This window comes from Janthinobacterium pasteuri (genome assembly GCF_051380775.1).
Classification (GTDB): Bacteria; Pseudomonadota; Gammaproteobacteria; order Burkholderiales; family Burkholderiaceae_D; genus Janthinobacterium.
The window spans coordinates 1-25,523 of the sequence record NZ_JBNYXS010000012.1 but is presented as its reverse complement, the minus strand read 5'-3'; the positions used below and the strand labels follow the sequence as shown (position 1 = coordinate 25,523).

Here is a 25,523-nt window from a genome sequence, read left to right as displayed (position 1 = left end):
CTGGAGGAAATGATCGAAGGAACAGGACGGGAAAGTACCCGTTATTCAGTTTGCCGGGAGGAAATTGATGTTTTTTTGACCAAAATCAAGGGCTAAGCAAAGGCTGGGGTCAGACCCCCTCACACCTTGGCGATGACCTTGGTGTTGGCGGTGTTGAGGGTCTGACCCCGGTATTGACTATGCCAACTATTGCGCGCCCACCAGGCTGGTGACGCGAATGGTCTTGGTTTCCGGCACTTCCGCATGCGACAGCACTTTCAGCTGCGGCAGGGCGCGGCGCAGGAAGCGCGACAGCAACGCGCGCAGCGGCGCCGGCACCAGCAGCACGGGCGTCAGGCCCAGCGCTTCCTGCTGCTGGGCAGCCAGGCCCGCCTGGTGCGCGATGGTATCGGCCAGGCCCGGCTCGATGCCCGCGCCATCGCCGCCATTGCCCATGGCTTGCATCAGCAGGCGCTCCAGGCGGCTGTCCAGGGTCATCACGGACAGTTCGGCCGCGCCGGGGAACAATTGCTGCACGATGGCGCGGCCCAGGGATACGCGCACCAGCGCCGTCAAATCGTTCGGGTCTTGCGTATTGACCGTATGCTCGGCCAGGGTTTCGATGATGGTGCGCATGTCGCGGATGTGCACGCCCTCGGCCAGCAGGTTCTGCAGCACTTTTTGCAGAGTCGACAGCGACAGCATCTTCGGCACCAGGTCTTCCACCAGGCGCGGCGCATCCTTGCCCAGGTGATCGAGCAGCGATTGCACTTCGGCGCGCCCCAGCAGCTCGGAGGCGTGCGAGGTGATCAGATGATTCAAGTGCGTGGCCACCACGGTGCCCGCATCGACGACCGTGTAGCCCATCGATTGCGCCTGGTCGCGCAAGCTCGCGTCGATCCAGGTGGCGGGCAAGCCGAACGCGGGGTCGCTGGTGGCCAGGCCCGGCAAGGTGCCGCTGGCCATGCCGGGATTGATCGCCAGGAACTGCCCGTTGAATGCTTCGCCCACGCCCACTTCCACGCCCTTGAGGGTGATGCGGTAGGCGGACGGCTTCAATTCCAGGTTGTCGCGGATATGCACGGGTGGCGCCAGAAAGCCCACTTCCTGGGCAAATTTCTTGCGGATGCCCTTGATGCGCTTGAGCAATTCGCCGCCCTGCGTCTTGTCGACCAGCGGGATCAGGCGGTAGCCCACTTCCAGGCCCAGGGTATCGACGGGCATGATGTCTTGCCAGCTGGCTTCTTCCTGCTCGGGCGCCACGGTCGCTTGCGGCGCTTCGGCCGGCGTTTCCGCCGCCGCCTTTTCCTGCGTACGCTTCTTGCTGATCAAATACGCGGAACCGGCCAGCAATGAGGCCAGCAGGATGAAGACCATGTTCGGCATGCCGGGAATCAAGCCCATGCCGCCGATGATGCCGGCGGTAATATATAGCACTTGCGGTTTCGCAAACAATTGCCCCACCAGCTGGGTGCCGATGTCCTGGTCGCTGGCCACGCGCGAGACGACGATACCGGCTGCCGTGGAAATGATCAGCGAAGGAATCTGTGCCACCAGGCCGTCACCGATGGCCAGCAGGGTGTAGTTCTTGAGCGCATCGGCAAAGCCCATGTCGTGCTGCAGCAAGCCCACCAGCAAGCCGCCGACGATATTGATGACGGTGACCATGATGCCGGCGATGGCGTCACCGCGCACGTATTTGCTGGCACCGTCCATGGCGCCATAGAATTCCGCTTCCTGCGCCACTTCCGTGCGGCGGCGGCGCGCCTCGTCTTCGCCGATCAGGCCGGCGTTCAGGTCGGCATCGATGGCCATCTGCTTGCCGGGCATGGCGTCCAGCGCGAAGCGGGCACCTACCTCGGCGATACGGCCCGCACCCTTGGTCACCACGGTGAAGTTGATGATGGTCAAAATGATGAACACCACGATACCGACCGTGTAATTACCGCCGATCAGGAAGTGACCGAACGCTTCAATCACTTTACCGGCCGCGTCGGCGCCCGTATGGCCTTCCGTCAGCACCACGCGCGTGGACGCCACGTTCAGCGACAGGCGCAGCATGGTCGACACCAGCAGGATGGTCGGGAACGCCATGAAGTCGAGCGGCTTGACCGTGTACAGCGCCGTCAGCAGCACGATGATGGACAGCGCGATATTGAAACTGAAGAAAATATCGAGGATGAAGGCCGGCAGCGGCAGCACCATCATCGCCAGCAGCATGATGATGATGACAGGCGCGGCGATGCCCTTGCTGGCGTTGTTGCTCATTCCGCTGAGCCAGGCTGGCAATCTCAGGCCGTTCATGGTGTGCTTCCTTTATTCTTGTCTGCTGCGTCTGCTGCGGCTTTGATCTGCGATGCGGGGTCGAGCGGATCGAGTTCCGGCGGCACGTCGAGTTTTTTCGGCTTGTCGGGGCGCTGGCCGTGGCCACTGCCATAGCTGCGCAGCTGGAACACATACGCCAGCACTTCGGCCACGGCACCATACAGCGCCTCGGGGATCTCATCGCCAATGTCCGTGTGCTTGTACAGCGCACGCGCCAGGGCCGGTGCTTCCAGGATGGCGACCTTGTGTTCGCCCGCCAGTTCGCGGATCTTCGCCGCCACCTCGTCGATGCCCTTGGCCACCACCTGCGGCGCGCCGCGCGAATTCTCGCCATACTTCAAGGCCACCGCGTAGTGGGTAGGATTGGTCACCACCACATCGGCCGTCGGCACGTCGGCCATCATGCGACGGCGCGACATTTCATGCTGCATCTGGCGGATCTTCGCCTTGATCTGCGGATTACCGTCCGACTCCTTCGATTCCTGCTTGACTTCCTGCAAGGACATTTTCATCTTGTTGGCGTAGTGCCACATCTGGTAGGGACCGTCGATGGCGGCGATCAGGCCCAGCGCGCCCACGATCATCAGGAAGGCCGTGATCAGCAGGCTGATCAAATGAGCCGAACCGGCGCGCAAGGATTCCACCGACAGGCCCAGCACGGCGTCTTTCTGGTGCTGCATCACCATCCAGGCGACGACGCCGACGACGATGGTCTTGGCGACAGCCTTGAGCAACTCCACCAGCGCATTCTTCGAAAACATATTGCCCAGGCCGCGAATCGGGTTGAGCTTGCCAAAATTGGGGGTGAATGCCTTGGAACTGAACAGCCAGCCGCCCACCAGCACGGGCGAAGCGAGGGCGACGAGCATGATGGCCGCGGCATACGGCAGGCAAGTCAGCAAGACTGAGCCCACGTCGTAGCCGATGCGCAACATCATCGCGTCGGGATTGAGGATCTGCTCCCGGTCCAGAGTCAGGCCGGACACCATGACGGCCGTCAGCCGGCGCACGATGGCGTCGCCGGCAAACCACAGGCAACAGCCGGACGCCATCAGCACCGTAAACGTTGCCACTTCACGCGATCGCGGAACGTCGCCTTCCTCACGCGCCTGCTCGAGGCGCTTCGGTGACGCGGCTTCGGTCTTTTCTGCGTCGCTGTCTTCCGACATCAATCAACTCCGGTGAAGTCCTGCAGCCTGGTTAGGCGCAATACGGACTGGGCATGACGCATTATCGGTTCAATGACGGCAACGCCATCAAGGGAAAAGGAGGGCGAATCCCCTGCTTTTCCTTTGCTCCGCAGAAACCTTAACGCGACTTGCGCGTCTCGGCCTGTTTCAGCGTTTGTTCTATCGCGCCAAACAGCGACTTGCCATCGTCACCCAGCATGTCGAATCGAACAACATCACCGAACAGCAAATAGGGCGTACTGACGACGCCATCGGCGATCATCTCCTGGTTACGTCGCTCAACGATACTGGAAAACCCCTTCTTGACTTCCTTGTTGGCGATGCCGCCCGCGCTGACCACGCTGCCGGCGCGCGCGTTGCGCGTCTGGCACAAGTGGGCGAGCAATTGCGGGTAATTGAAGGCCATGTCGGCGCCCGCGTGGGGCTGGCCCGTCAATTTGCCGTTCAGGCTGCAACGCAGCGCGTAATGCACCTTGCCGCCGCGCCAGGCGTCGCCCAGCTCGTCGGGCGTGATAGCCACGGGCGAGCAGGCCATGGCCGGTTTCGATTGCAGAAAGCCGTAACCACTGGCCTGCTCGTCGGGCGCCAGGTTGCGCAGGGTAATGTCGTTGACCAGCATCAATAGCTTGATGTTCAGGTGTGCCTGGTCCGGCGTTGAACCCATGGCCACGTCGTCCGTGATGGCGGCGATGCCCGCTTCATAATCGATGCCCCACTGCTCGTGCGCCAGGGTGATGTCGTCGTGGGCACCGAGGAAATCGTCGCTGGCGCCCTGGTACATCCGTGGCGCCTCGCGCAGATTGGCAGGCGCGTCAACGCCCGCCGCCTTGCAGGCCCGCTCGATCTGCTGCAGGTAGGACGTGCTTCCCACGCGCAGACTGCTGCGCGGCAAGGGGGCCATGCAGTTGGCGGGATCGAACTCGAAGGCCCGATGGCCACGGCCGCTATTGATGGTCTGGTACAGCAAGTCCAGCTGGGGGGCGATGAAACTCCAGTCGTCGAGCGCCTTTTGCAGGGTCGAGGCGATGCCATCGGCCAGATGGGCGGTTTTCAGGTCGCGCGAGACGACAGCCAGCTGGCCATCGCGCGTGCCATCCTTCAGGGTAGCTAATTTCATGTGCGGGAAACTTCGTCAAATGCAGGCAGTGGGGACTAAAGACGCCAAAAAGCCGGGAAATCCCCGGCTTTGACGGTCAGGAAGAGATTCAGGCCAGCAGCGCGATCTGCTCGGGCGTGAGGTAGCACCACTCGCCTTCGGCAATGCCCAGCGACTCCAGCGTGAGGCTGCCGATGGCGGAACGGTGCAGCGCGCTGCAATGGTTGCCGGCGGCGGCCAGCATGCGCTTGACCTGGTGGTATTTGCCTTGCTCGAGCACGATTTCCAGCTGGAATTCTCCGCGCTTGACGCAGACCAGGGCGGCCAGCGGGGCCGGTTCGTCGTGCAACTGCACGCCAGCCAGCAACAGGGCCACCAGCTCATCGGTCACGGGCTCTTGCGTGGTAGCCTGGTAAATCTTTGGAACGTGACGCTTCGGCGACGATTGTGCATGGATAAACGGTCCATCGTCGGACATCAGCAGCATGCCGGTCGTATCGTGGTCAAGTCGGCCGACAGGCTGGACTTCGCGCCATGTGAACTGTTCCGGCAACAAGGTCAGCACACCAGGATGATGGCTGGGTTTGCGCGAGCATTCGAAGTTGGCGGGCTTGTTCAGCGCCAGGTACAGGTGCGCGCGGTAGACCCACTCTTCTTCAAAAACGTGCAGCACCAGGCCTTCGGTCTCGACGGTGGTGCGGTAATTGGTCTGGGTGACGCCATCGATGACGACATCGCCATCTTCGATGAGGGAACGACAATATTTACGGGTGCCAAAACCCTGCGATTGCAGGATGCGGTCTAGGGATAATTTACTCATGGGCGTGACTTTACCAGAAGCAGCTGGCAGCGTGAAGCGGCGGCGCGCGCCGCCTGCGCCTGGCGGTAGAGCGCGCGCCAACCTTGTGCAGGCACAGATAAGGCGAAGCACAAGGTGATATTTCGATATAAATGGCCAATTCCTTTGAGATATATCAAGCGCTCGAAATATCGCATTGATAGACTGAAACTTCGTTAGGAATCCGCCTAATGTACGTTAGGAATAGTGGCAGTCTCCACCCCTTACAAGGACATCGTATGAAGCATACCGAAACCATCACCTTACAAGGCAGCATCGCCGACATGCGCAAGCGCATCGCTGCGGAACAGGCATCCATGCACAAGGTCAGACTCGGGGTGGCGCGCTGGCGCAACAGCCCGGCGCAGCAGGAGGCGGACGTGCCGCCATCACCCGCGAGCCAGACGCACTGGCATGCCGAGGCGCAATGCCATTTCATGGGCTGGCTGGAACGGGGCGGTTTTGCGCACGCAGATGCGGATGCGGCAGTCGACAACGTGAACGCACACGCCATGGCCGATACGCCGCCCGATACCAGCAGCAGCACAGCAACGGCGCCGGCCCGCCAGGCAGCCACCCCGCCCCTGCCCGCACACTGTAACGGCTGCGCCGCCTGAGCGCACCGTCATTGGAGCCGCCATGCCCCGCCCCCGCATGCCTATCTTGCCCACTCGCCCAGACAACGCAACAACGTCGATTCGCGCCAGCACATCCAGCACGAGCGACGCACAAAAGGAAACGGCGGCATTGCGCCGCCGTTCCCAAGCCCCAACGGGACTTTAGTGAGGAATGTAAATTCACTCAAAACCACATCTGCGATGCGGCGAGTAGTTCCAAGACCTGCTAATCAAGTTAGTACTGACAACATAGTTGATATATCGCCCCTCCTTGAAAAGAACTACGCCTTCACTATAGCCCAAGCAGCCCGTTTTTCAAGCCAAAATACCATCTTATTGAAAGTCATTCTCGGCTGGCTTGCCTGCCTGTCAAGAGTGATATCCTCAACGCAATGCCGGTTGTGACTGCTGCACGGCCGCTTTCATGGCACCGGCGCCCATGGCGGCGCCAAATTTCTTCAGCACCCGCTCCGGCAAGCCTTCATGCTGCGTGTAGTCGACGATGTCTTCCGCCTTGACGACATCGCGCGCCACGCTGTCGACCGTGCCGAAATCATCGGCCAGGCCCATTTCCACGGCCTTCGCGCCCGTCCAGTACAGGCCGGAGAACGTCTCTGCCGTTTCCTTCAGGCGCTTGCCCCGTCCCGTGCGCACCACGTCGATGAATTGCTGGTGGATTTCATTGAGCATGCCTTGCGCATACGCCTTGTGTTTTTCGCTCAGGGGGCTGAACGGGTCCATGAAACCCTTGTTCTCGCCCGCCGTCAGCAGGCGGCGCTCGACGCCGACCTTTTCCATCACGCCCGTAAAGCCGAAGCCATCCATCAGCACGCCGATGGAACCGACCACGCTGGCCTTGTTGACGTAGATGCGGTCGGCGGCGGCGGCGATGTAATAGCCGCCCGAAGCGCACATTTCATCGACCACTACATACAAGGGCTTGTCCGGATAGCCCTTGCGCAGGCGTTGCATCTCGTCGACGATCATGCCAGCCTGTACGGGACTGCCGCCCGGACTATTAATATGCAGCACCACGGCGACGGAACCGGCATCGGAAAACGCCTTGTCCAGCGCGGGAATGACGACGGCGGCCGAACCGCTGCCTTCGGACTCGATGGCGCCGCTGATGTCGATCAGGGCAGTGTGGCGGCCCAGGGTTTCGCTGTCGTCGGCCGTGTTGTAGTCATAAAACACCCACAGCGCGAACAGCACGATCAGCAGGCTGAATACCTTGAAAAAGATGCTCCAGCGGCGGTGCGCGCGTTGCTCTTGCAAAGTGGCAAATACCAGCTTTTCCAGCACGTCGCGCTCCCAGTTTCCCGCAGGGGCACCGTGGCCGGCGGCTGGCGCGCTGCTGTCCACCTTGTCATTCGTGTTATCGCTCATGGTTCACTTTGTTTAAATTGCAATAATGCCTGTGCCTGCTTCAGGCCGGCAGCGGCTGGACATACTCATCGGGCTGCCAGTACAGCTGGCCATCGCGCTCGGTCACGGGTATCGGACGCAAACGGCCGCCCTTGCAGGGGCCGCCCGCGCAGTAGCCGCTTTCCGGCACATAGATCGCGCCATGCGTCGAACACATCAGGTACAAGCCGCTGGACTCGAAAAACTCGCCCTCGGCCCAATCCAGTTCGATCGGCACGTGGGCGCAGCGGTTCAGATAGCCATACGCCTTGCCGCCGTGGCGCACGACAAAGCCGGTGGTCGCTTCGCCACCGGCCGAGACGGGAAAGCGCACGCCCTTGCCGCCATCGGCCACCGCGTCGGCGGCACAAATCAACACTTCCGCGACGTCGGCCATCATGCGTGCTCGCTCAGCCATTGGTGCAGATCGGCCACCGTGGCGGCCGAATACAGGGGATTGCAAGCCTGCAATTGCTCCACAAGATGCGCCCCATACTCTACGGCAATACCAGCCGCGCCTGCATTGCTTGCCATCAACAAATCATGACTGGTGTCGCCGATCATCACGGTGCGGCGCATATCCTGCCCCAGTTCGCGCGTCAGCTCCTGCAGCATGGCCGGATGGGGTTTGGAAAACGTTTCATCGGCGCAGCGCGTCGCATCGAACAGCGACAGCAGCTTGACGGCATTCAAGGAACGGTTCAGGCCAACACGGCTCTTGCCCGTGGCGACGGCCAGAAAATACGCTTGCTGCGACAATTCCTGCAGCATTTCTTGTACGCCGGGAAACAGGGTCAGCTCATGGTCACGCGACAGATAGTGATAGCGGTAGCGTTCGGCCATGCGCGCATGGTACTTCGGCTCGACATCGGGCATCACCAGCCGCATCGCTTCCTGCAAGCCAAGGCCGATCACATGCGAGGCCAGCAACTCGGTAGGAATTGGCAAGCCCAGGTCTTTGGCCGATGCCTGGATACACTTGACGATGGTCGAGGTACTGTCTATCAGGGTACCGTCCCAATCGAAGACGATCAGATCAAATTGCTTTCTTGCCATGTTTCCCGACGGCAAAGCCGCCGGCTCCTTGAAAATGAATGATGGCGACTGACTACCTTGTGAGTAGTGTCGCGCGCACGATAGCTATCGTGCAGCAACGGCCAATGGTTTGCCCAAGCTTACCAAGAAACGCTCGCATTCGGCAGCCAGCGGCGCATTCAGGGTCATGCTCTTGCCCGTTTCCGGATGCGTAAACGTGATCTGGTGCGCGTGCAGGAACATGCGCTTCAGGGCGCCGCGCGTGCTGTCGGCTTTCAACAGGGCACGGTTGAGGGCAAAGTCGCCATATTTATCGTCGCCGGCGATGGGGAAACCGGAGGAAGACAGATGCACGCGGATCTGGTGCGTGCGTCCCGTCTTCAATTCCGCTTCCAGCAAGGCGAAGTTGTGATATTTATGCAACAGTGAAAACACCGTGTGCGACGCCAGGCCATCGGCCTGCACGGCCACCCGGCGCTCGCCTTCGGCCGTCGTATATTTGTGCAGCGGCAACTTGATATGCTGGCGCGCATTCTTCCAGTCGCCCGCCACCAGCACCAGGTAGCGCTTGTCGGTGACGCCGTCGCGCATCTGTTCGTGCAAATTCGTCAATGCCGTGCGTTTCTTTGCCAGCAACAACAAGCCGGACGTGTCGCGGTCCAGGCGGTGTACCAGTTCCAGGAACTTGGCGTCGGGGCGCGAAGCGCGCAATTGCTCGATCACGCCGAACGAGACGCCCGAGCCGCCATGCACGGCCACGCCGGCCGGCTTGTCGATGACCAGCAACTGCGCATCTTCGAAGATGATCTTGAATTCGGCGGCCGGCGCGCCCGTGGGGGCCTTTTCGGCCACGCGCACGGGGGGAATGCGCACCACGTCGCCGGCGGCGAGACGGTACAACTGATCGATACGGCCTTTATTAACCCGCACTTCTCCCGATCGCAAGATCCGGTAGATGTGGCTTTTAGGCACTCCCTTGCACACTCTTAATAAGTAGTTGTCGATGCGCTGGCCTGCTTCTTCCTCGGCGATCGTTACGAATTGGGCTTGCGGCTGAACCGGGGGTGTTGAAGGGGGAACAACATCTTTTTGACTCTTCATTTACTATGTCTTCCCAGAAATCTCTCTAAGTCCTTCATTTTGAATATATAATTGTTTTTGCTGCGGCCCTGGCTGCTGCGAGTGTAAGAATAAAAGCACATTTTACACAGGGGCGTCTCCACCGGCCTCGCCAAATTGCAAATTCGGTGGAAAAAAATGTATATGCACCATCCCTGCGCGAATCAAGGTTGCACCGTAGTTGTAATCGGATAACGCGTGGAGATGCTGAAGTGAGTGTGGGATTATAAGGATAAGTACCCGTTAGCGCGACTTATCGAGTCGGGCTCGCGGGTTGATGAAGTTGATAACGCTTGCCGTTTTCGCCAAACCCCGTATGTGGCCAAATACTGAGGGTTGTCGATGATAGGCTGAGGCCAAGCCTCGCCATCGCGATCCCTGTAATGAGCCGGCTAACGATTTTGGCTCTGAATTTGCTGACCACTTGCATTCTCTGCCCCCGATGCAGTTCATTCTCATTCGGGCTGTTTCAGATGAGTTGCAGGTGTCCTGTGCACTCGGCATGACGATTGACCTCACCGCGCCTGTTGCGGCCGTAACGTATACCTCGTACGCGTTGTTGCTCCGCACGCCTGGGCATTTCCCCCGCCAACACTCCCGTTCTCGCATATATCCCTGTACTTTCGCCGCTTCCCCGGAAGCGGCTTTGAGATGGCCTACGGGTCGCGGAGTTATAAAAATGAAACGCATGTTGTTTAATGCCACGCAGCAAGAAGAACTGCGCGTAGCGATTGTCGACGGACAGAAACTGATCGACATCGATATCGAGACAGCCGGGCGCGAACAGCGCAAATCCAACATCTACAAGGGCGTGATCACGCGCATCGAGCCTTCGCTCGAAGCGTGCTTCGTCAGCTATGGCGAAGACCGCCACGGCTTCCTGCCTTTCAAGGAAGTTGCCCGCACGTACTTCCGCGAAGGCGTGGACGTTCGTAACGCCTCCGTCAAGGAAGCGCTGCGCGAAGGCCAGGAAATCATGGTCCAGGTCGAAAAGGAAGAGCGCGGCAACAAGGGCGCTGCCCTGACCTCGTTCGTTTCGCTGGCTGGCCGTTACCTGGTCTTGATGCCAAACAACCCGCGTGGCGGTGGCGTATCGCGCCGCGTGGAAGGTGAAGAGCGCCAGGAATTGCGCGAAACCATGGATAAACTGGACTTGCCTGCTGGCATGTCCGTGATTGCCCGCACCGCCGGCATCGGCCGCAACGTCGATGAACTGCAGTGGGACTTGAATTACCTGATGCAACTGTGGCGCGCCATCGAAGGCGCAGGCAAGTCGGCCAATGGCGCCTTCCTGATCTACCAGGAATCGTCCTTGGTCATCCGCGCCATCCGCGACTACTTCCAGCCCGACATCGGCGAGATCCTGATCGACACCGACGAGATCTACGACCAGGCGCACCAGTTCATGAGCCACGTGATGCCCGACATGGTGCACCGCGTAAAGCGCTACAGCGACGACGTGCCGCTGTTCTCGCGCTTCCAGATCGAACACCAGATTGAAACGGCGTACAGCCGCACCGTGCCGTTGCCATCGGGCGGCGCCATCGTGATCGACCATACCGAAGCGCTGGTCTCCGTCGACGTCAACTCGGCCCGCGCCACGCGCGGCTCGGACATCGAGACGACCGCCTTCAACACCAACTGCGAAGCGGCCGAAGAAGTGGCCCGCCAGCTGCGTTTGCGCGACCTGGGTGGCTTGATCGTCATCGACTTCATCGACATGGAAGTGGCAAAAAATCAGCGCGAAGTGGAACAGCGCCTGAAAGATGCGCTGCACCATGACCGTGCCCGTGTACAAATGGGCAAGATTTCCCGCTTCGGCCTGATGGAACTGTCGCGCCAGCGCCTGCGCCCTTCGCTGTCCGAAGGCTCGCACGTGACGTGCCCGCGCTGCTCCGGCACCGGCCACATCCGCGATACCGAATCGTCCGCCCTGCAGGTGCTGCGCATCATCCAGGAAGAGGCGATGAAGGAAAACTCGGCCACCATCCACGTGCAAGTGCCGGTGGACGTGGGCGCCTTCCTGCTGAACGAAAAGCGCGGCGAAGTGCTCAAAATCGAGAACCGCCACCGCATCGCCGTGATCCTGATCCCGAACAAGCATCTGGAAACGCCGCACTACAAACTGGAACGCATCAAGCACGACGATCCGCGTCTGGAAGACAGCCAGGCCAGCTACAACCTGGCGGAAAGCGCTGAAACCGACATGGCTTACAGCAAGCGCCAGAAGGAAGAAGCCAAGCCGCGCCAGGAAGCCGTCGTCAAGACGATCACCCCTGACCAGCCGGCACCGCTGGTCGAGCGCAAGCCCGTCGAAGCGAAACCAGCTCCAGTTGCCGCACCTGCCGCACCGCAAGGCTTGATCGCCAAGATCATCAGCTTCTTCACCGGCGCCCCGGCCCCCGTGGCACCGGCGCCCGCGCCTGTCGCGCCAGTCAAACCGGCCGGCACCGACCGTGGCGACCGCAACAGCCGTGGCCCGCGTGGCCGTGGCCGCAACGGCAAGCCTGGCCGCGAAGAACGCGAACCGGGCCAGGGCCGTCCAGCCCAGGACGATGCTGCCAAGGAAGCGGAAGCACTGGAAAAGGCGGCCCGTCCGCCACGCCCACCGCGTCCGCCACGCGAACCGCGTGAAGCACGCGAAGCCGGCGATGCAACGGCGGCACCACGCGAACGCGGCGAACGTCCGGAACGTACTGAACGTCCCGAGCGCGCAGAGCGCCCGGAACGCGCCGAACGTCCAGAGCGCGCCGAACGTCCGCCACGCCAGCCACGCGAAGGCCGTGAACCACGCGCCGACAAGGCTGTTGTTGCTGAAGTGAAAGCGGATGAACTGGCCCTGGTTGGTGCCAGCGCCAGCGCTGTCAACGTGGTCGTGGCGTCAAGCGGTCCGGACGCTGATACCGCAGCAACAAGCTTGCTGAAAGCACCGGCGAATACCGGTCCTGAAGGCGAAGAGATGGAAAACGACGTGGAAGGCGAAGAACCGCGCCGCCGCCGTCGTCGTGGTGGCCGCAACCGCAACCGCCGCGACCGCGAAACGGGCGAGCTGATCGAATCGGCAAACGGCGAGAACGAAGGCCAGGACGCGCCAGTGATCAGCTTTACGGTCGCTCCGGCGCCGGAAGCTGCTGCCGCTGTCGTTGCTGACGCGGCCCCGGTCGCCGTCGTGGCTGCCGCCGCTGTCGTTGCCGTCGCTGCGCCAGTGGAAGCTGCCGTCGCACCAGCCATCGTGGCCGAAGTGGTTGAAGTGGCCAAGGTTGTGGACATCGCCAAGGTCGAAGAAGCCGCTCCTGCCGCTGTAGCTGCGCCAGTTGCTGAAGTGATCGTACCGGCAGCCCCTGTCGAAGCGGCACCAGCTGCCGAGTACAGCTTTGCCGAGAAAGCGGAAGCTGCGCCAGCGGAAATCATCGTGGAAGCCGCACCAGTGGTGGAAGCTGCACCGCTGGTCGAAGCCATCGCCGTGATCGAGGCAGCACCAGCACCAGTGGCTGAAGCAGCACCTGCCGTGGTGGAAGCCGCACCGGTGGTGCTTGCTCCTGCGCCAGCACCGGCAGTGGCTCCTGTTCCTGCTCCTGTCGCCGCTCCGGCTCCAGCGCCGGCACCGGCGCCACTGGACTTGAACGCAGTGCTCGGTTCGGCCGGCCTGACCCTGGCTGCTACCGATCCGGAAAAACTGCGCCTGGCGCAGGAAGCGGCTGCCAAGGCCGTCGCCCCGGTACGCAAGCCGCGCGAACGCAAGCCATTGCCGCCGCAATCGGATGAGCCGTTGATCCAGGTCAACACGCAGCGTCCATAAGCGCGCCGGGTTCGCCCAGCCGACAATGATGAAAGGGGGAGCTCAGGCTTCCCCTTTTTTACGTCCACACCTTTGCCAGCCAGCCGCCAGCCATGCACGAGAACGCCAACCTTCCCCGTCCCGCCCCCGTCAGCCTGCGCAGCGCCTTCTGGTACTGGCTCAAGCTGGGCTGCGTCAGCTTTGGCGGCCCGGCCGGGCAAATCGCCATGATGCATGCGGAACTGGTGGAAAGGCGGCGCTGGATTTCCGAGCAGCGTTTCCTGCATGCCCTCAATTACTGCATGCTGCTGCCAGGGCCGGAAGCGACCCAGCTGGCCATCTATATCGGCTGGCTGATGCACCGCACGCGCGGTGCCCTGGTGGCGGGCCTGCTATTCCTGCTGCCCTCGCTGCTGGTGCTGATCGTCCTGTCCTGGCTCTACATGGCGTATGGCCACGTGGGCGCCATCGCCGCCATCCTGTACGGCATCAAGCCGGCCGTCGTCGCCATCGTGCTGGCGGCCGCCTGGCGCCTGGGCCGGCGCACCTTGCGCAGCCCCGGCCTGATTGCCATTGCGGCGGCTGCATTTGTCGCCATCGCCGTGCTACGGCTGCCATTTCCATTGATCGTACTCGCCGCAGCCCTGCTGGGCATGGCGGGCGGGCGCTGGCTGCCGGCCCACTTTCATGCCGGCGCCACCTCGCATGGCGGCGCGGCCGGCTTTGGCCCCGCGCTGATCGATGACGACACGCCCACGCCGCTGCACGCGCAGCTCAAATGGCCGCGTCTGCTGGCCACTTGTGCGCTGGGCCTGGCACTGGCTTTCATCACCTGGCTGGGCCTGGCGCTGGCGGGCGGGATGGATCAGCCGCTGGCGCAAATGGGCGTGTTTTTCAGCAAGGCGGCCCTGCTCACGTTCGGCGGCGCATATGCCGTGCTGCCCTATCTGGTGCAGGGCGCCGTCGACCATTACCACTGGATCACGAGCGCGCAGATGATGGATGGCCTGGCGCTGGGCGAAACCACGCCCGGCCCCCTGATCATGATCGTCGCCTTCATCGGTTTTGTGGGCGGCTGGAGCCACGCCGCAGGCATCGCCGGTGAACACCTGTGGCTGGCAGGTGTGTGCGGGGCGCTCGTCGCCAGCTGGTTCACCTTCCTGCCCTCGTTTATCTTCATCCTGGCCGGCGCACCGCTGGTGGAAGCGTCGCGCGGCAATTTGCGCCTGAGCGCTCCCCTGACGGCCATCTCGGCCGCCGTAGTGGGCGTCATCGCCAGCCTGGCGCTGTTCTTTGGCCGCCATGTCTTCTGGCAAGCAAACCCGCTGCCGCACTGGGACTGGCTGGCGATCGCCATCGCGCTGGCGGCCGGCGTGGCGCTGATCAAGTTTCAAATGGGAACCATCAAATTGCTGCTCGCCTGTGCCATCTTCGGCCTCGTGCTATCGTATCTGCCTTGACCGATTTAACGTAAGTGGTATCACCTTTCATGGCTGACAAGATTATCTACCTCACCGAGGCCCGCAATGGGGCTTTGGTGATCCCCGCGCGGCTGGAAAGCCCCAGCGGCAACGTGGCCGACAGCCTGGGCCGGCCCCTGCACGACTTGCGCATCTCGATTACCGACCGCTGCAATTTCCGTTGCGTGTATTGCATGCCCAAGGACGTGTTCGACAAGAACCACGTGTATCTGCCGCACACGGATTTGCTGTCGTTCGAGGAAATCACGCGCATCGCGCGCCTGTTCGTCGCGCACGGCGTGGAAAAGATCCGCCTGACGGGCGGCGAACCGCTGCTGCGCAAGAATATCGAAAAGCTCATCGCCATGCTGGCCGCACTGCGTACGCCATCGGGCCGGCCGCTGGACCTGACCCTGACGACGAACGGCTCCCTGCTGGCAAGAAAAGCGCAAGCGCTCAAGGATGCGGGCCTGAACCGCGTCACCGTGTCGCTCGACTCGCTCGACGACGCCACCTTCAAGCGCATGAATGATGTCGATTTCGCCGTGGCCGACGTGCTACACGGCATCGATGCAGCGCATGCGGCAGGCCTGGGGCCCATCAAGATCAACATGGTCGTCAAGGCCGGCATGAACGAACAGGAAATCGTGCCCATGGCGCGCCACTTCAAGGGCACGCCCTACATCTTGCGCTTCATCGAATACATGGACGTGGGCGCCTCGAACGGCTGGAACTTGCAGGAAGTCATTCCTTCGGCCGACGTGGTGCGGCGCATAGCCTTGCACATGCCCTTGCTGCCCATCAACCCCAACTACACGGGCGAGACGGCGGCGCGCTGGCGCTATGCGGATGGCAGCGGCGAAATCGGCCTCATTTCCAGCGTCACGCAAGCGTTCTGCGCCGACTGCAGCCGCGCCCGCCTATCGACCGAGGGCAAGCTCTACACGTGTTTATTCGCCAGCAGCGGCCACGACTTGCGCAGCCTGCTGCGCGGCGGCCACAGCGATGCCGAAATTTCCTCTGCCGTGGCGCAACTGTGGCGCGGCCGCGGCGACCGCTATTCGCAGTTGCGCACCAGCCAGACGGATTTGACGGGCGCTGCGCTTGAGCACGGTAAAAAGAAAGTGGAAATGTCGTATATCGGCGGCTGAATCGGGCGCGGCACACGCCTGCCGCTGCTACCATGGCGTATGCATCCACATTTTCGCCTCTCATGATCAACAAACACGACATTACCGGCCTGATCCTGGCCGGCGGCCTCGGCACGCGCATGGGCCAGCGCGACAAGGGCATGCTGCCCCTGCATGGCCAGCCCCTGGCGCGCCACGTGCTGCAGCGCCTGGCGCCGCAAGTGGGCCAGCTGGCCATCAGTGTCCACGCTGAGGCCGGTGATTACACGCACTTTGGCCTGCCCGTGTGGCCGGACGTGCTGCCAGGCCAGCTGGGTCCGCTGGCCGGCTTGCATAGCGGCATGCAGCACGCCAACACCCCCTACCTGCTCACCGTGCCTTGCGACTCGCCCCTGCTGCCGCCCGACCTGGCTACGCGCCTGGCGGCCGGTTTGACGCAAGACAATGCCGACCTGGCCATCGCCGTCACCGAAGAGACCGACCCGGCTTCGGGATCGACGGTGCGCCGCCCGCATCCCGTCTTTTGCCTGGTGAAAACATCGGCCCTGCCCCAGCTGGACGCCTACCTGGCCACCGGAGAACGCCGCATGCGCACCTGGCATGGCCCATTGAAACTGGCCGAAGTGCTCTTCGAGAACAATACTGCATTCGGCAACATCAATACCCCGGACGATCTGGCCGCCCTGCAGGCGCAGGGACTGTCCGTGCCGATGGCGCAAGCGATTCTGGCCGACAGCGTCGCCCCCGTGGCCGACATCGAGCAATTGCCACTGCCGCAAGCGTTCGAGCGCATCCTTGCCGCCGACATCATCTCGCCCATCAGCGTGCCCGCGCACGACAATTCCGCGATGGATGGCTATGCGCTGCATGGGGCCGACCTCGGTGGGAGCGTTCCGCTGACCCTGGCCGTGGTCGACACCATCCTGGCCGGACGTCCCGGCACGGTGGCTGTGCAGCGCGGGCAATGCGCGCGCATCATGACGGGCGCCGTCATGCCGGATGGCTGCGACAGCGTGGTGCCGCAGGAACTGGTGCAACAAGCCAGCGAACAGCACATCACCATCGCGCCGGCCTGCATCCGCCCCGGCGACAACCGCCGTTTCAAGGGAGAAGACCTGATGCAGGGCCAGCCTGCACTGCTGCAAGGCAAGCGCCTGGGTCCGGCCGAACTGGGCTTGCTGGCCTCGCTGGGCATCGCCACGGTGCCCGTGCGCCGCCGCCTGCGCGTGGCTTTCTTTTCCACCGGCGACGAATTACGCTCGCTCGGCGAGCCGCTAGCCGCAGGCTGCATCTACGACAGCAACCGCTACACCCTGCTGGGCATGTTGACGCGCCTGGGTTGCGAGGTGCTCGACATGGGCATCGTCAAGGATGCGCCGCAAGCGCTGGAAGCGGCCCTGCGCGGCGCCTGCGCCAAGGCCGACGTCATCATCACCTCGGGCGGCGTGTCCAGCGGCGCGGCCGATTTCACGCGCGAGATCCTGGCACGACTCGGTGACGTCGCCTTCTGGCAAATCAATATTCGCCCCGGCCGTCCCATGGCCTTTGGCCGGATTGCCAGCGAGGGCGACTCGGCCTTGCTGCTGGGGCTGCCCGGCAACCCGGTGGCCGTGATGGCGGCGTTTTATTTCCTCGCGCGCCCGACCTTGCTGCGCCTGATGGGCGCCGATGCGGACACGGCCAGCCTGCCCCTGCTGCAGGTGGCGGCACAAGCGACTATCCGCAAGAAGCGGGGCCGCACGGAATACCAGCGCGGCATCGTCGAGCGCGGCGCGGACGGCCGCCAGCACGTGCGCGTGACGGGTGCGCAAGGCTCCGGCATTCTGCGCTCGATGACGCAAGCCAATTGCATGATCGTGCTGCACGAAGCGCAAGGCCATGTGGCAGCCGGCGACCTGGTCGATATCGTGCTGTTCCATGGACTGATATGAAGCTGATACTGGCACTGGCCCTGCTACAGGGCATGGCGGCGTACGCCGGCGAAGTCCACAGCAATGGCTACACGGTGCGCTTCGACGAGCGCATCGAGGATGCACAGGGTGACTTGCACGGCGAAATCGTGGGCAGCATCCGCCTCGTGCGCACCAGCGACCAGGCGCTCGTGTGGCAGGAAAACACGCGCTTGCGGCCCGACTGCGGCGACGTTGCGGCCGTCACTGCCATCAACGATAGCTTTGTGGCCCTGTGCGGCCACCTGGGCGGGCGCCATTACACGCAGAAAATCATCTTAATGCAAGGCAACTCACCAGCCATGGTGAGCGTGGACCAGTACGATTCGCCCAGTCCCGTGCGCGTGGAGCGCAACGGATCGCTGGCCATCGACGTCCTGCGGCGCGACCTGTTCCCTGGCGAACTGACGGGCCCGCATTACTTTCCCACTGTCTACCGCTTGCACCGCGATGACGCCACGTTCGGTTTCGTCCCCAGCTTTGATGCGGACACTGCCGAGCGCTACTGGCAGCACTACCGCGCCACGCGCCAGGCGGCGCCGGCGGCGGACGTGCTGCCGGAACTGCTGGCCGCCCTGCTGGCGGCCCAGGCCGGCAAACAATCCATCTGCGCGGAGCTCGACACGCTCGCCGCAGATTTACAGCAGGGGCGGCAGCACGATGCACAAGGCGCGCGCGCCTTGATGCGCAAGTGGCTGCACAAACTGCCCGCCATCGGCTATCCCCGCTTCGCCGCACCTGCCTGCCGGGATACTTTCTAGCACGACATGCGATCGGCGCTGCGGCGCCAACTCGCTCAACATCCTTTCCCTAGCACCACGACGGCCCGCCAAGCGCGGGCCGCTCTCATTGCCCCTTCGCAATGAATTGACCTGCGCTTTAAGCCTTCGCCTATCAAGACAAAAATATTAATTATTTCTTTAAATGACGTGTAAATAAACACAACATAAATTGTAATTATTTTATTTATTTGTTGATACTACAGTTTCTTCGGTGATAACCTCTTAATCACACAAAATATAATTTTTATATTGTTTTCAAGAGGAAACTATCAATGAAACACAGCTCATGGATCGCCGGCGCCTGCATGCTGGGAGCGGCTTGTCTGCTTGGCATGTTGTCCCTGGTGCCGCTGCCCGCCTATGCCAAAGGGGCCCCACGGGCAGACGTGCTGGAGCAGTGCAGCTGGAACCGTCCCGGTGCCGACCCGTTCATGGGCGATGTGGTGGCAGCCGTGGACAGGTACCCGGACATCGCGCCGCAGGTGCGCGAAGAATTGAAGACGCGCATGCGCGCGCGACAGTACGATGAAATCGTCGTGATCAGCCGCGACGCCATCCGCGGCAAGGGCAACTACGATGCGCGCATCAGCGACATGCATTTCGGGCCGGGCCGCGTTTGCCGTAATGTCACGCGCTCGGGCTGGAGCGAGCAGATGCAGGAAAGGGGACTCGTCTATTGTGTGCAGGGACAATGCATCCTCGTGCCGACGATCTGCCGCAATGTCAGCCGCATTACGCAGGTGTCAGCGTCAGCGCCGCCGGCAGCCAGTGCCGCTCCCGGTGGCGCCGCTCCCGCTCCCGCTCCCGCTGCCGCCGCGCCCGCCGCCCCGGAAGCAGCAGGCGCGCCCGTGCTCGATAATCCCGACGCCTTGCGCGGCGGTTCCTTCACGGGCGGCGTCATACCGCCGGCCGTGGCCAGCATTCCTTTCCTGCCCTTCGATTATGTGCGTACCGCTGGTGGCATCACGCCGCCGGCCGGCATGGGCGGCGGCGGAGGCGGAGGCGGAGGCGGGAATGGCTTGCCGCCTGGCTCGACGGGCAGCAGCATCATCGTGCCGCCCACCGTGACCCTGCCGACGCTGCCGACGCTGCCGTCCACTGACCTGTCCATCCTGCCGGCCGTGCCGGAACCGCACACCTGGGCCATGCTGCTGGCGGGACTGGCGCTGCTGGCCCGTGCTTCGCGGCGCCACCGGCCAGTAGCGGCCTGAACGCCAACGGCGCTATTCGCCGTCCGCCTCGGCGGACGAGCCCGCGTCCGCCACGCCCAGCAGCAAGGCCGCTGTCTCGCCCGGCAAGGCTTCCACGGATTTCAATTTGCGCGCCATCTGCCGGCTGCGCACTTCCGCGCTTTCGATATTCTTTGCCGCCTTTTCCAGGGTCAGCCGGGTTTGCGACAGCACATCGCCAAACTTGCCAAATTCCGTCTTGACGGCGCCCAGTACCTGCCATACTTCCGACGAGCGCTTTTCCAGCGCCAGCGTGCGGAAACCCATCTGCAAGCTGTTGAGCAAGGCGGTCAGGGTGGATGGCCCGGCGATGCTGACGCGGTGCACGCGCTGCAATTCGTCGGCCAGTCCAGGGCGGCGCAGCACTTCCGCATACAGGCCTTCCGTGGGCAGGAACAGGATGGCGAAATCCGTGGTCTGCGGCGGCGCCAGGTATTTCTCGGCGATGGTTTTCGCCTCGCCCCGTACGGCACGCTCCAGCTCGCGGCCGGCCAGGGCCACGCCGTCGGCATCGGCCCGCTCGGCCGCTTCGACCAGGCGTTCGTACTGTTCCTTGGGAAACTTTGCATCGATAGGCATCCACACGGGCGGCCCGCCGTCGGCGAGGCCCGGCAGTTTCAGGGCGAATTCCACGCGCGCGCCGCTGCCCGGCACCGTTTCCACGTTCTTTGCGTACTGGTCGACAGTGAGTACCTGCTCCAGCAGCATTTCCAGCTGCACTTCACCCCAGGTGCCGCGCGTCTTCACATTAGTAAGCACCCGCTTCAGGTCACCCACACCCAGCGCCAGCTGTTGCATCTCGCCCAGGCCCTGGTGGACTTTTTCCAGCCGCTCCGACACTTGCTGGAACGAGGCGGAAAGCCGCGTTTCCAGGGTAGCGTGCAGTTTTTCATCGACCGTCTTGCGCATCTCTTCCAGGCGCGCGCCATTGTCAGCCTGCAAGTCGCGGATCTTGTTCTCCAGCGTAGCGCGCACTTCCAGCATGCGCTGCGCATTCGATTCCGTCAGCTGGGCCAGGGTTTGATTCGTGCTCTCGGCAAAGCGCGCCAGGCTTTGCGCCTGCTCTTCGCGCCCACTCTGCGCCTGAGCCTTCATCTCCACGCGTAGGCTGTCGAGCTGTTGCAGGGTGGCTGCCTGGAACTGCGCCAAGCCGGTGGCCATATTTTGACGCATCTCTTCCAACCGCCTGCCATTGTCCACCTGAAGCTCATGTATCTTGCTTTCCAGCGTGGCGCGCACTTCCAGCATGCGCTGCGCATTCGATTCAATCAGTTTAGCCAGGGTTTGATTCGTGCTCTCGGCAAAGCGCGCCAGGCTTTGCGCCTGCTCTTCGCGCCCGACTTTCCCCTGCGCCTGCATTTGCATGCGCAGGCTGTCGAGCTGTTGCAGTGTTGCCGCCTGGAATTGCGCCAGGCCGGCGGCCAGGTCCTGCCGCGTCGCCTGTGCCGATGCCTGCAACTGCAGCCGCACTTCACGTTCGACGCGGTCGATGCGTTCCAGGCTTTGCTGCTGGTGCTGCTGCACCAGCGCCAGCGTGGTGGCGCCATCGCCGGCCGCGCCACGCGGACGCAACAGCAGCAAGATCAACAGGACGATGGCGACGGCGGCGGCGCCCAGCAGGCTGTAAAACTCGATTGGGTTCATGGGATCAGTCAGGTTTGTTGCGCATCCAGTCGGCTGTCTGATAGAACGATTCCATCAGGCGCACGCGCAGGGACTCTTCGATGCCCGTGTCTTCCATGGCCCAGGCCATGGCACGCAGCCACTGGTCGCGCTCGCTGGTGCCGATGGCGTAGGGCAAGTGCCGCGCGCGCAGGCGCGGGTGGCCGAATTTCTCGATATACAAATCCGGCCCACCCATCCAGCCCGTCAGGAAGAAATACAGCTTGTCGCGCGAACCGTCCGTGGACGGCGGATGCATGACGCGGATGCCGGCGAACTCGGGCTCGAGTTCCATCAGATCATAAAAACGGTCGACCATTTCACGCAGCACGGGGGCGCCGCCGATGGTCTCGTACAGGGTAGGGGTAGTGGTATCAGTCATGGCCGCCATGATAGCGCAAGCGTCGGCGCGCCACGCGGTGCCCGCTGCCGCTGCCACAATAAATGGCAATATACTTGACTACTCAAGCTTATATCAATTACTATGCAATTTTTCAAACACGGACAAGACGACCATGCCAAGCGCTATAGACACTCCTTTGCTACGCAATAGCAACTTCCGCTGGCTGCTGGGCGGCGGCCTGGTCTCCATGCTGGGCGACCAGTTCAGCATGCTGGCCCTGCCCTGGCTGGTGCTGGGCCTGACCGGCGATAGCCTCAGCCTGGGCTTCGCCGTGGCCCTGATGGGCGCCCCGCGCGCCGTGCTCATTTTGTTGGGCGGTACCGTCGCCGACCGCTATTCACCCCGGCGCGTGATACTGCTGAGCAAATATGCGAACGCCGCCATCCTGCTGTTGCTGGCAGCACTGCTGTTGCTGGACCACGCCAGCCTGGCGCTCGCGTATGCGGCCGCGCTGGCGCTGGGCATCGCGTCCGCGTTTGGCATCCCGGCCGGCACGGCCATGCTGGCGCAGGCCGTGCCGCTGCAATCGTTGCAAAAAGCCAATGGCTTGCAGATGGGCGCGCGCCAGTTGTCCTTGCTGGCCGGCCCCCTGCTGGCGGCGCTGGTGCTCGGCGCTCACGCTGGCGCGCAGCAAACGGGCATGGCCGCGCTGGCCGCCGCCTTTGCCATCGATGCGTTGACGTTTCTGTTCTCCGCCTGGACCTTGCGGCAAGTCAGCCTGCGGCCACTGCCAGCGGCCGGCGCGGCGCAAGGCATGTGGCGCGACACGGCGGCGGGCCTGGCCATGGTGTGGCGCGACATTCCCTTGCGCAGCTGCTATGCCTACTGGGCGGTGGTGGCCTTCTTCGTCATGGGACCGCTGCAAGTGGCCTTGCCCGTGCTGGCCAGCGAACGCCTGCACGGTGCCGCGGCGCTGGGACTGCTGATGGGCGCGCACGGCGCCGGCACCCTGGCCGGCATGCTGGCATCGAGCCTGGGCGGCGCCTGGCTGCGCCGGCGTTTCGGCGCCACCTTGCTGCTCGTCGACGCCATCGTGGGCTGCCTGTTGATGGTACTGGGACAAATCAGCACAGCCTGGCAAGGCGCAACCTTGCTGGCCGTCACAGGCATGCTGGGCGGCTACTTGCAGGTCGCCATCTTTACGTGGATACAGCGGCGCGTGGCGCCCGCCATGCTGGGCCGGACCATGGCCCTGTTCATGGGCATCTTCCTGGGACTGGCGCCCCTGTCGGCGGCGGCCACGGGCGCGCTGCTACGCCACCTGAGCGTGGCTGAACTGTTCTGCGGCGGCGGCGCCCTGCTGCTGGCGGCAGCCCTGGCGGCGGCACTCTTCACCGCCATCCCGCGCATCGCCGGAGCAGAAAAGAGGTGAACAAACGATACTAAATACAGCATGGACAAGACATGACAGGCAACCGTGGCGCGATGCAGCGGCGGCCATTTCCTGCGCAATCATCGACACCGTCAGGCTGCCCGACGACCCCGCCTTCGATGCGGACGCCGAGCTGGCCGCCCTGCTGGCCCTGCACCGTGCACAGTGGCTGGCACAGGGGAAGCCACTGTATTGAGCGGTATTGCTTTACACTTGCGCACTCAAGCACTTCGCAGCGAATACAATGGCAGCCATGAACGATCACACTCCCCCGTCGCCGGACAGCGATGGCGCGCTGGACTTTTTCTTGCGCCTGGCGCGCGCCCAGGCACTCATCGTGCGCCGCTTCGACAGCGCGCTGGGCAATGTGCATGGCCTGAGCTTCAGCGACTATCAATTGCTGTATCAGCTGCAGCGTGCACCTGGTGCGCGCCTGCGCCGCATCGACCTGGCAGAACGCCTGGCGCTGACGGCCTCGGGCGTCACGCGCTCCTTGATGCCGCTGGAAAAAATCGGCCTGGTGGCGCGCCAGGCCGATGTGCGCGATGCGCGCGTCGGCTATGCCGTGCTGACTGCCGCCGGCCAGCAATTGCTGGAACATGCCAGCGCCACCGCGCATGCGGTGGGCCGCGAATTGCTGCAAGATGCACCGGCAGAGCAGCTGGCAGCGCTATCGGCCATCCTGGGCCGGCTGGCAGGCTGACACGAGCGCCAGCTTGCCCAAGCGCCGCGTTGAGTGTCAGGCGCACGAGGGCGCGGTTCTTCGCCGTTGCCGGTGCACAGAACATGGCACCATAAATGCCCTGCCGTTCCAGCGCCACGATCTGTTCCGTGCCGTCGCTGACGTTGTAGCCGAGCGCGCTCAATCCCTCGCGCACCTGCAGCGTGTGGCGCTGTAAAGTGGCGCGACGCCCATCGGCGGCCATGATGAAATCGAGCGCTGCGTCCAGCCAGGCCAGCTCGTGGGCCAGCAGGCAGGAGCTGAAGATGGCAGGACGCGATTCGGACAAGAAATATCCCTTGAAGCGGCGGGAACAACCGATGAAACCGGCGCGTCCCGCGAAGGCCTTGGCCTGCGACGCCATGCGGAAATGCACGCGGTGTCCCAGGCCCCAGGCTTCCACCAGGCCCGCGCTTTGCGGGCCATGCGTGCACAGCGAATGGGACTCGTCGACCACCACCACGCAGTCGCTGCGCTCGGCAATGTCCAGCAGTTCCAGCCGCGTCACCATGCTGGCTGCCGTGGGCACGGTGGCAATGCCGCTGTACTACCTGCTGTGGCAATTCTTTTTCCGCAGTCTTATGAAAACCTGACCCTGCGCCTGACGGGCGTGGGCATCTGGAGCCAATCGCTGCTGATCGGCCTGGTGGTGCTGTTTCATTTCGAAACGGGACTGGCCTGCGGCGCCTACCTGATCGGCACGGGCGCCGCCTGCCTGGCCGTCATCCTGCAAGGGGAAGGCGCCTACCTGCTGCAGCGTGAAGTGCTGCAGCAATTGCCCGTGCACTGGTTCACCATCGCCGCGCTGTCCATGGTGAAAGTGGGCAGCAAGGTACTGGAACGGGAACGGCTGACGGGCATGGCGGCCGGGCTCGGTTCCGTGGCGCACGAACTGCGCACGCCGCTGCAGGATGCCCTGTCGCGTATCCAGTTCGAAGTGCGCCACATGCAGCACATGATCGATTTATTCCTGCTGAGCGCCAGTGCCGTGAACCGCAACCTGCAGCCCAGCCAATCGCTCTCGATGCTGGCGATGGTGAACGCCGTGCTCAGGCGCTACTCGTTTAACGGCAAGCTGCAGCGGGCCAGCGTCACGGTGGATGTGCGCGCCGACTTCCAGTTCGCTGGCCAGGATGAACTGTGCGTGGTGATCCTGCTGAACCTGCTGAGAAATGCGCTGAAAGCCATCCAGCGGGCCGGCAAGGGCCGCGTGCGCATCATCATCGACGGCGTCCGCCCCATGCACAGGCAGCTGTTCATCGACACGGGCTGCGGCGTTGCGCCGGCCCGCCTGCCGTTGATCTTCGAGCGTTTTTATTGGCTATGTCACCGTAAGGTGTGGGAACTCTCCCATGGTTGCCTTCAACAATGTTTCTGGGGAGCGGATGCGTCCGGCGTCGAGTATCCAGCGCCACCCCAGATAATTCGGCAGGT

Annotated in this window: 19 protein-coding genes and 3 pseudogenes; 10 read left to right on the top strand and 12 right to left on the bottom strand. The window is 63.0% G+C overall.

The genetic code is table 11. The features are described 5' to 3' along the window. Positions 1-186: 186 nt before the first annotated feature. The 4 genes from flhA to ACQ4WN_RS13760 all read right to left on the bottom strand — a co-directional run bounded on the left by flhA (position 187) and on the right by ACQ4WN_RS13760 (position 5,410). The gene (gene flhA / locus ACQ4WN_RS13775; RefSeq protein WP_436552059.1) at positions 187-2,283 is read right to left on the bottom strand and encodes a flagellar biosynthesis protein FlhA; all 2,097 of its coding nucleotides are present in this window, start codon (positions 2,281-2,283) and stop codon (positions 187-189) included. Next, positions 2,280-3,473 (bottom strand): flagellar biosynthesis protein FlhB, encoded by a 1,194-nt coding sequence (gene flhB / locus ACQ4WN_RS13770; RefSeq protein ID WP_436552058.1) that lies wholly within the window; start codon positions 3,471-3,473, stop codon positions 2,280-2,282. The genes flhA and flhB overlap by 4 nt, the downstream gene beginning before the upstream one ends. Before the next feature lie 139 nt (positions 3,474-3,612). After that, positions 3,613-4,611 (bottom strand): fumarylacetoacetate hydrolase family protein, encoded by a 999-nt coding sequence (locus ACQ4WN_RS13765; RefSeq protein ID WP_436552057.1) that lies wholly within the window; start codon positions 4,609-4,611, stop codon positions 3,613-3,615. 88 nt (positions 4,612-4,699) lie between these two features. Next, positions 4,700-5,410 (bottom strand): pseudouridine synthase, encoded by a 711-nt coding sequence (locus ACQ4WN_RS13760; protein WP_077409252.1) that lies wholly within the window; start codon positions 5,408-5,410, stop codon positions 4,700-4,702. A gap of 257 nt (positions 5,411-5,667) precedes the next feature. On the opposite strand from ACQ4WN_RS13760, the gene ACQ4WN_RS13755 reads away from it, so the two are divergent. Next, positions 5,668-6,045: a hypothetical protein gene (locus tag ACQ4WN_RS13755; RefSeq protein WP_436552056.1), complete on the top strand. Its 378-nt coding sequence runs from the start codon at positions 5,668-5,670 to the stop codon at positions 6,043-6,045. A 384-nt stretch (positions 6,046-6,429) separates the two neighbouring features. On the opposite strand, the gene ACQ4WN_RS13750 is transcribed toward ACQ4WN_RS13755, so the two are convergent. From ACQ4WN_RS13750 to ACQ4WN_RS13735, 4 genes are all read right to left on the bottom strand, one after another. Continuing rightward, positions 6,430-7,431, bottom strand: a complete 1,002-nt coding sequence (locus tag ACQ4WN_RS13750) for a S49 family peptidase (RefSeq protein WP_436552055.1) — start codon at positions 7,429-7,431, stop codon at positions 6,430-6,432. A 40-nt stretch (positions 7,432-7,471) separates the two neighbouring features. Beyond that, on the bottom strand, positions 7,472-7,849 hold the full coding sequence (locus tag ACQ4WN_RS13745; protein WP_436552054.1) for a Rieske (2Fe-2S) protein: 378 nt from the start codon (positions 7,847-7,849) through the stop codon (positions 7,472-7,474). Further along, positions 7,846-8,505, bottom strand: a complete 660-nt coding sequence (locus ACQ4WN_RS13740; protein WP_436552053.1) for an HAD-IIIA family hydrolase — start codon at positions 8,503-8,505, stop codon at positions 7,846-7,848. Before ACQ4WN_RS13740 ends, ACQ4WN_RS13745 begins: the two co-directional genes overlap by 4 nt. Before the next feature lie 84 nt (positions 8,506-8,589). Next, the gene (locus ACQ4WN_RS13735; RefSeq protein WP_436552052.1) at positions 8,590-9,585 is read right to left on the bottom strand and encodes an RluA family pseudouridine synthase; all 996 of its coding nucleotides are present in this window, start codon (positions 9,583-9,585) and stop codon (positions 8,590-8,592) included. Positions 9,586-10,282: 697 nt separating this feature from the next. On the opposite strand from ACQ4WN_RS13735, the gene ACQ4WN_RS13730 reads away from it, so the two are divergent. The 6 genes from ACQ4WN_RS13730 to ACQ4WN_RS13705 all read left to right on the top strand — a co-directional run bounded on the left by ACQ4WN_RS13730 (position 10,283) and on the right by ACQ4WN_RS13705 (position 19,913). Next, positions 10,283-13,402, top strand: coding sequence for an Rne/Rng family ribonuclease (locus ACQ4WN_RS13730; protein WP_436552051.1), 3,120 nt, complete (start codon positions 10,283-10,285; stop codon positions 13,400-13,402). A 92-nt stretch (positions 13,403-13,494) separates the two neighbouring features. Then, on the top strand, positions 13,495-14,841 hold the full coding sequence (gene chrA / locus ACQ4WN_RS13725; protein ID WP_436552050.1) for a chromate efflux transporter: 1,347 nt from the start codon (positions 13,495-13,497) through the stop codon (positions 14,839-14,841). 29 nt (positions 14,842-14,870) lie between these two features. Beyond that, on the top strand, positions 14,871-15,992 hold the full coding sequence (gene moaA / locus ACQ4WN_RS13720; protein ID WP_436552049.1) for a GTP 3',8-cyclase MoaA: 1,122 nt from the start codon (positions 14,871-14,873) through the stop codon (positions 15,990-15,992). Between the two features lie 62 nt (positions 15,993-16,054). Further along, the gene (moeA, locus tag ACQ4WN_RS13715) at positions 16,055-17,902 is read left to right on the top strand and encodes a molybdopterin molybdotransferase MoeA (protein WP_436552048.1); all 1,848 of its coding nucleotides are present in this window, start codon (positions 16,055-16,057) and stop codon (positions 17,900-17,902) included. Beyond that, complete coding sequence (locus ACQ4WN_RS13710) at positions 17,899-18,681, top strand: hypothetical protein (protein WP_436552047.1); 783 nt, start codon at positions 17,899-17,901, stop codon at positions 18,679-18,681. Before moeA ends, ACQ4WN_RS13710 begins: the two co-directional genes overlap by 4 nt. A 293-nt stretch (positions 18,682-18,974) precedes the next feature. Then, the gene (locus ACQ4WN_RS13705) at positions 18,975-19,913 is read left to right on the top strand and encodes an MHFG family PEP-CTERM protein (RefSeq protein ID WP_436552046.1); all 939 of its coding nucleotides are present in this window, start codon (positions 18,975-18,977) and stop codon (positions 19,911-19,913) included. A gap of 12 nt (positions 19,914-19,925) precedes the next feature. On the opposite strand, the gene ACQ4WN_RS13700 is transcribed toward ACQ4WN_RS13705, so the two are convergent. Together ACQ4WN_RS13700 and ACQ4WN_RS13695 are read right to left on the bottom strand one after the other, a co-directional pair. After that, entirely contained in the window at positions 19,926-21,575 is a 1,650-nt protein-coding gene (locus ACQ4WN_RS13700) for a DNA recombination protein RmuC (RefSeq protein ID WP_436552045.1), read from the bottom strand. 4 nt (positions 21,576-21,579) lie between these two features. Then, complete coding sequence (locus tag ACQ4WN_RS13695; protein WP_436552044.1) at positions 21,580-21,975, bottom strand: group II truncated hemoglobin; 396 nt, start codon at positions 21,973-21,975, stop codon at positions 21,580-21,582. Between the two features lie 133 nt (positions 21,976-22,108). Here ACQ4WN_RS13695 and ACQ4WN_RS13690 point away from each other — a divergent pair, with 133 nt between their 5' ends. After that, positions 22,109-23,368, top strand: a complete 1,260-nt coding sequence (locus ACQ4WN_RS13690; protein WP_436552043.1) for an MFS transporter — start codon at positions 22,109-22,111, stop codon at positions 23,366-23,368. A gap of 253 nt (positions 23,369-23,621) precedes the next feature. Next, positions 23,622-24,071, top strand: coding sequence for a MarR family winged helix-turn-helix transcriptional regulator (locus ACQ4WN_RS13685; RefSeq protein ID WP_436552042.1), 450 nt, complete (start codon positions 23,622-23,624; stop codon positions 24,069-24,071). Between the two features lie 10 nt (positions 24,072-24,081). Here ACQ4WN_RS13685 and ACQ4WN_RS13680 read toward each other — a convergent pair. Further along, a pseudogene (locus ACQ4WN_RS13680) lies at positions 24,082-24,609 on the bottom strand (aminotransferase class I/II-fold pyridoxal phosphate-dependent enzyme); the annotation flags it as partial. On the opposite strand from ACQ4WN_RS13680, the pseudogene ACQ4WN_RS13675 reads away from it, so the two are divergent. After that, positions 24,514-25,347 (top strand): annotated as a pseudogene (locus tag ACQ4WN_RS13675) (sensor histidine kinase); the annotation flags it as partial. The pseudogenes ACQ4WN_RS13680 and ACQ4WN_RS13675 sit on opposite strands and share 96 nt — an antisense overlap. Positions 25,348-25,410: 63 nt before the next feature. Here the strand turns inward: ACQ4WN_RS13675 and ACQ4WN_RS13670 are convergent. Then, positions 25,411-25,523 (bottom strand): annotated as a pseudogene (locus ACQ4WN_RS13670) (IS1595 family transposase); the annotation flags it as partial.

Coding starts and splice junctions, on each gene's coding strand:
- ACQ4WN_RS13690 (WP_436552043.1), top strand. CDS start 22,109: ATGCCAAGCGCTATAGACACTCCTTTGCTACGCAATAGCAACTTCCGC.
- moeA (WP_436552048.1), top strand. CDS start 16,055: ATGATCAACAAACACGACATTACCGGCCTGATCCTGGCCGGCGGCCTC.
- moaA (WP_436552049.1), top strand. CDS start 14,871: ATGGCTGACAAGATTATCTACCTCACCGAGGCCCGCAATGGGGCTTTG.
- ACQ4WN_RS13755 (WP_436552056.1), top strand. CDS start 5,668: ATGAAGCATACCGAAACCATCACCTTACAAGGCAGCATCGCCGACATG.
- ACQ4WN_RS13750 (WP_436552055.1), bottom strand. CDS start 7,431: ATGAGCGATAACACGAATGACAAGGTGGACAGCAGCGCGCCAGCCGCC.
- flhB (WP_436552058.1), bottom strand. CDS start 3,473: ATGTCGGAAGACAGCGACGCAGAAAAGACCGAAGCCGCGTCACCGAAG.
- ACQ4WN_RS13705 (WP_436552046.1), top strand. CDS start 18,975: ATGAAACACAGCTCATGGATCGCCGGCGCCTGCATGCTGGGAGCGGCT.
- flhA (WP_436552059.1), bottom strand. CDS start 2,283: ATGAACGGCCTGAGATTGCCAGCCTGGCTCAGCGGAATGAGCAACAAC.
- ACQ4WN_RS13765 (WP_436552057.1), bottom strand. CDS start 4,611: ATGAAATTAGCTACCCTGAAGGATGGCACGCGCGATGGCCAGCTGGCT.
- chrA (WP_436552050.1), top strand. CDS start 13,495: ATGCACGAGAACGCCAACCTTCCCCGTCCCGCCCCCGTCAGCCTGCGC.
- ACQ4WN_RS13760 (WP_077409252.1), bottom strand. CDS start 5,410: ATGAGTAAATTATCCCTAGACCGCATCCTGCAATCGCAGGGTTTTGGC.
- ACQ4WN_RS13740 (WP_436552053.1), bottom strand. CDS start 8,505: ATGGCAAGAAAGCAATTTGATCTGATCGTCTTCGATTGGGACGGTACC.
- ACQ4WN_RS13730 (WP_436552051.1), top strand. CDS start 10,283: ATGAAACGCATGTTGTTTAATGCCACGCAGCAAGAAGAACTGCGCGTA.
- ACQ4WN_RS13710 (WP_436552047.1), top strand. CDS start 17,899: ATGAAGCTGATACTGGCACTGGCCCTGCTACAGGGCATGGCGGCGTAC.
- ACQ4WN_RS13700 (WP_436552045.1), bottom strand. CDS start 21,575: ATGAACCCAATCGAGTTTTACAGCCTGCTGGGCGCCGCCGCCGTCGCC.
- ACQ4WN_RS13735 (WP_436552052.1), bottom strand. CDS start 9,585: ATGAAGAGTCAAAAAGATGTTGTTCCCCCTTCAACACCCCCGGTTCAG.
- ACQ4WN_RS13695 (WP_436552044.1), bottom strand. CDS start 21,975: ATGACTGATACCACTACCCCTACCCTGTACGAGACCATCGGCGGCGCC.
- ACQ4WN_RS13745 (WP_436552054.1), bottom strand. CDS start 7,849: ATGATGGCCGACGTCGCGGAAGTGTTGATTTGTGCCGCCGACGCGGTG.
- ACQ4WN_RS13685 (WP_436552042.1), top strand. CDS start 23,622: ATGAACGATCACACTCCCCCGTCGCCGGACAGCGATGGCGCGCTGGAC.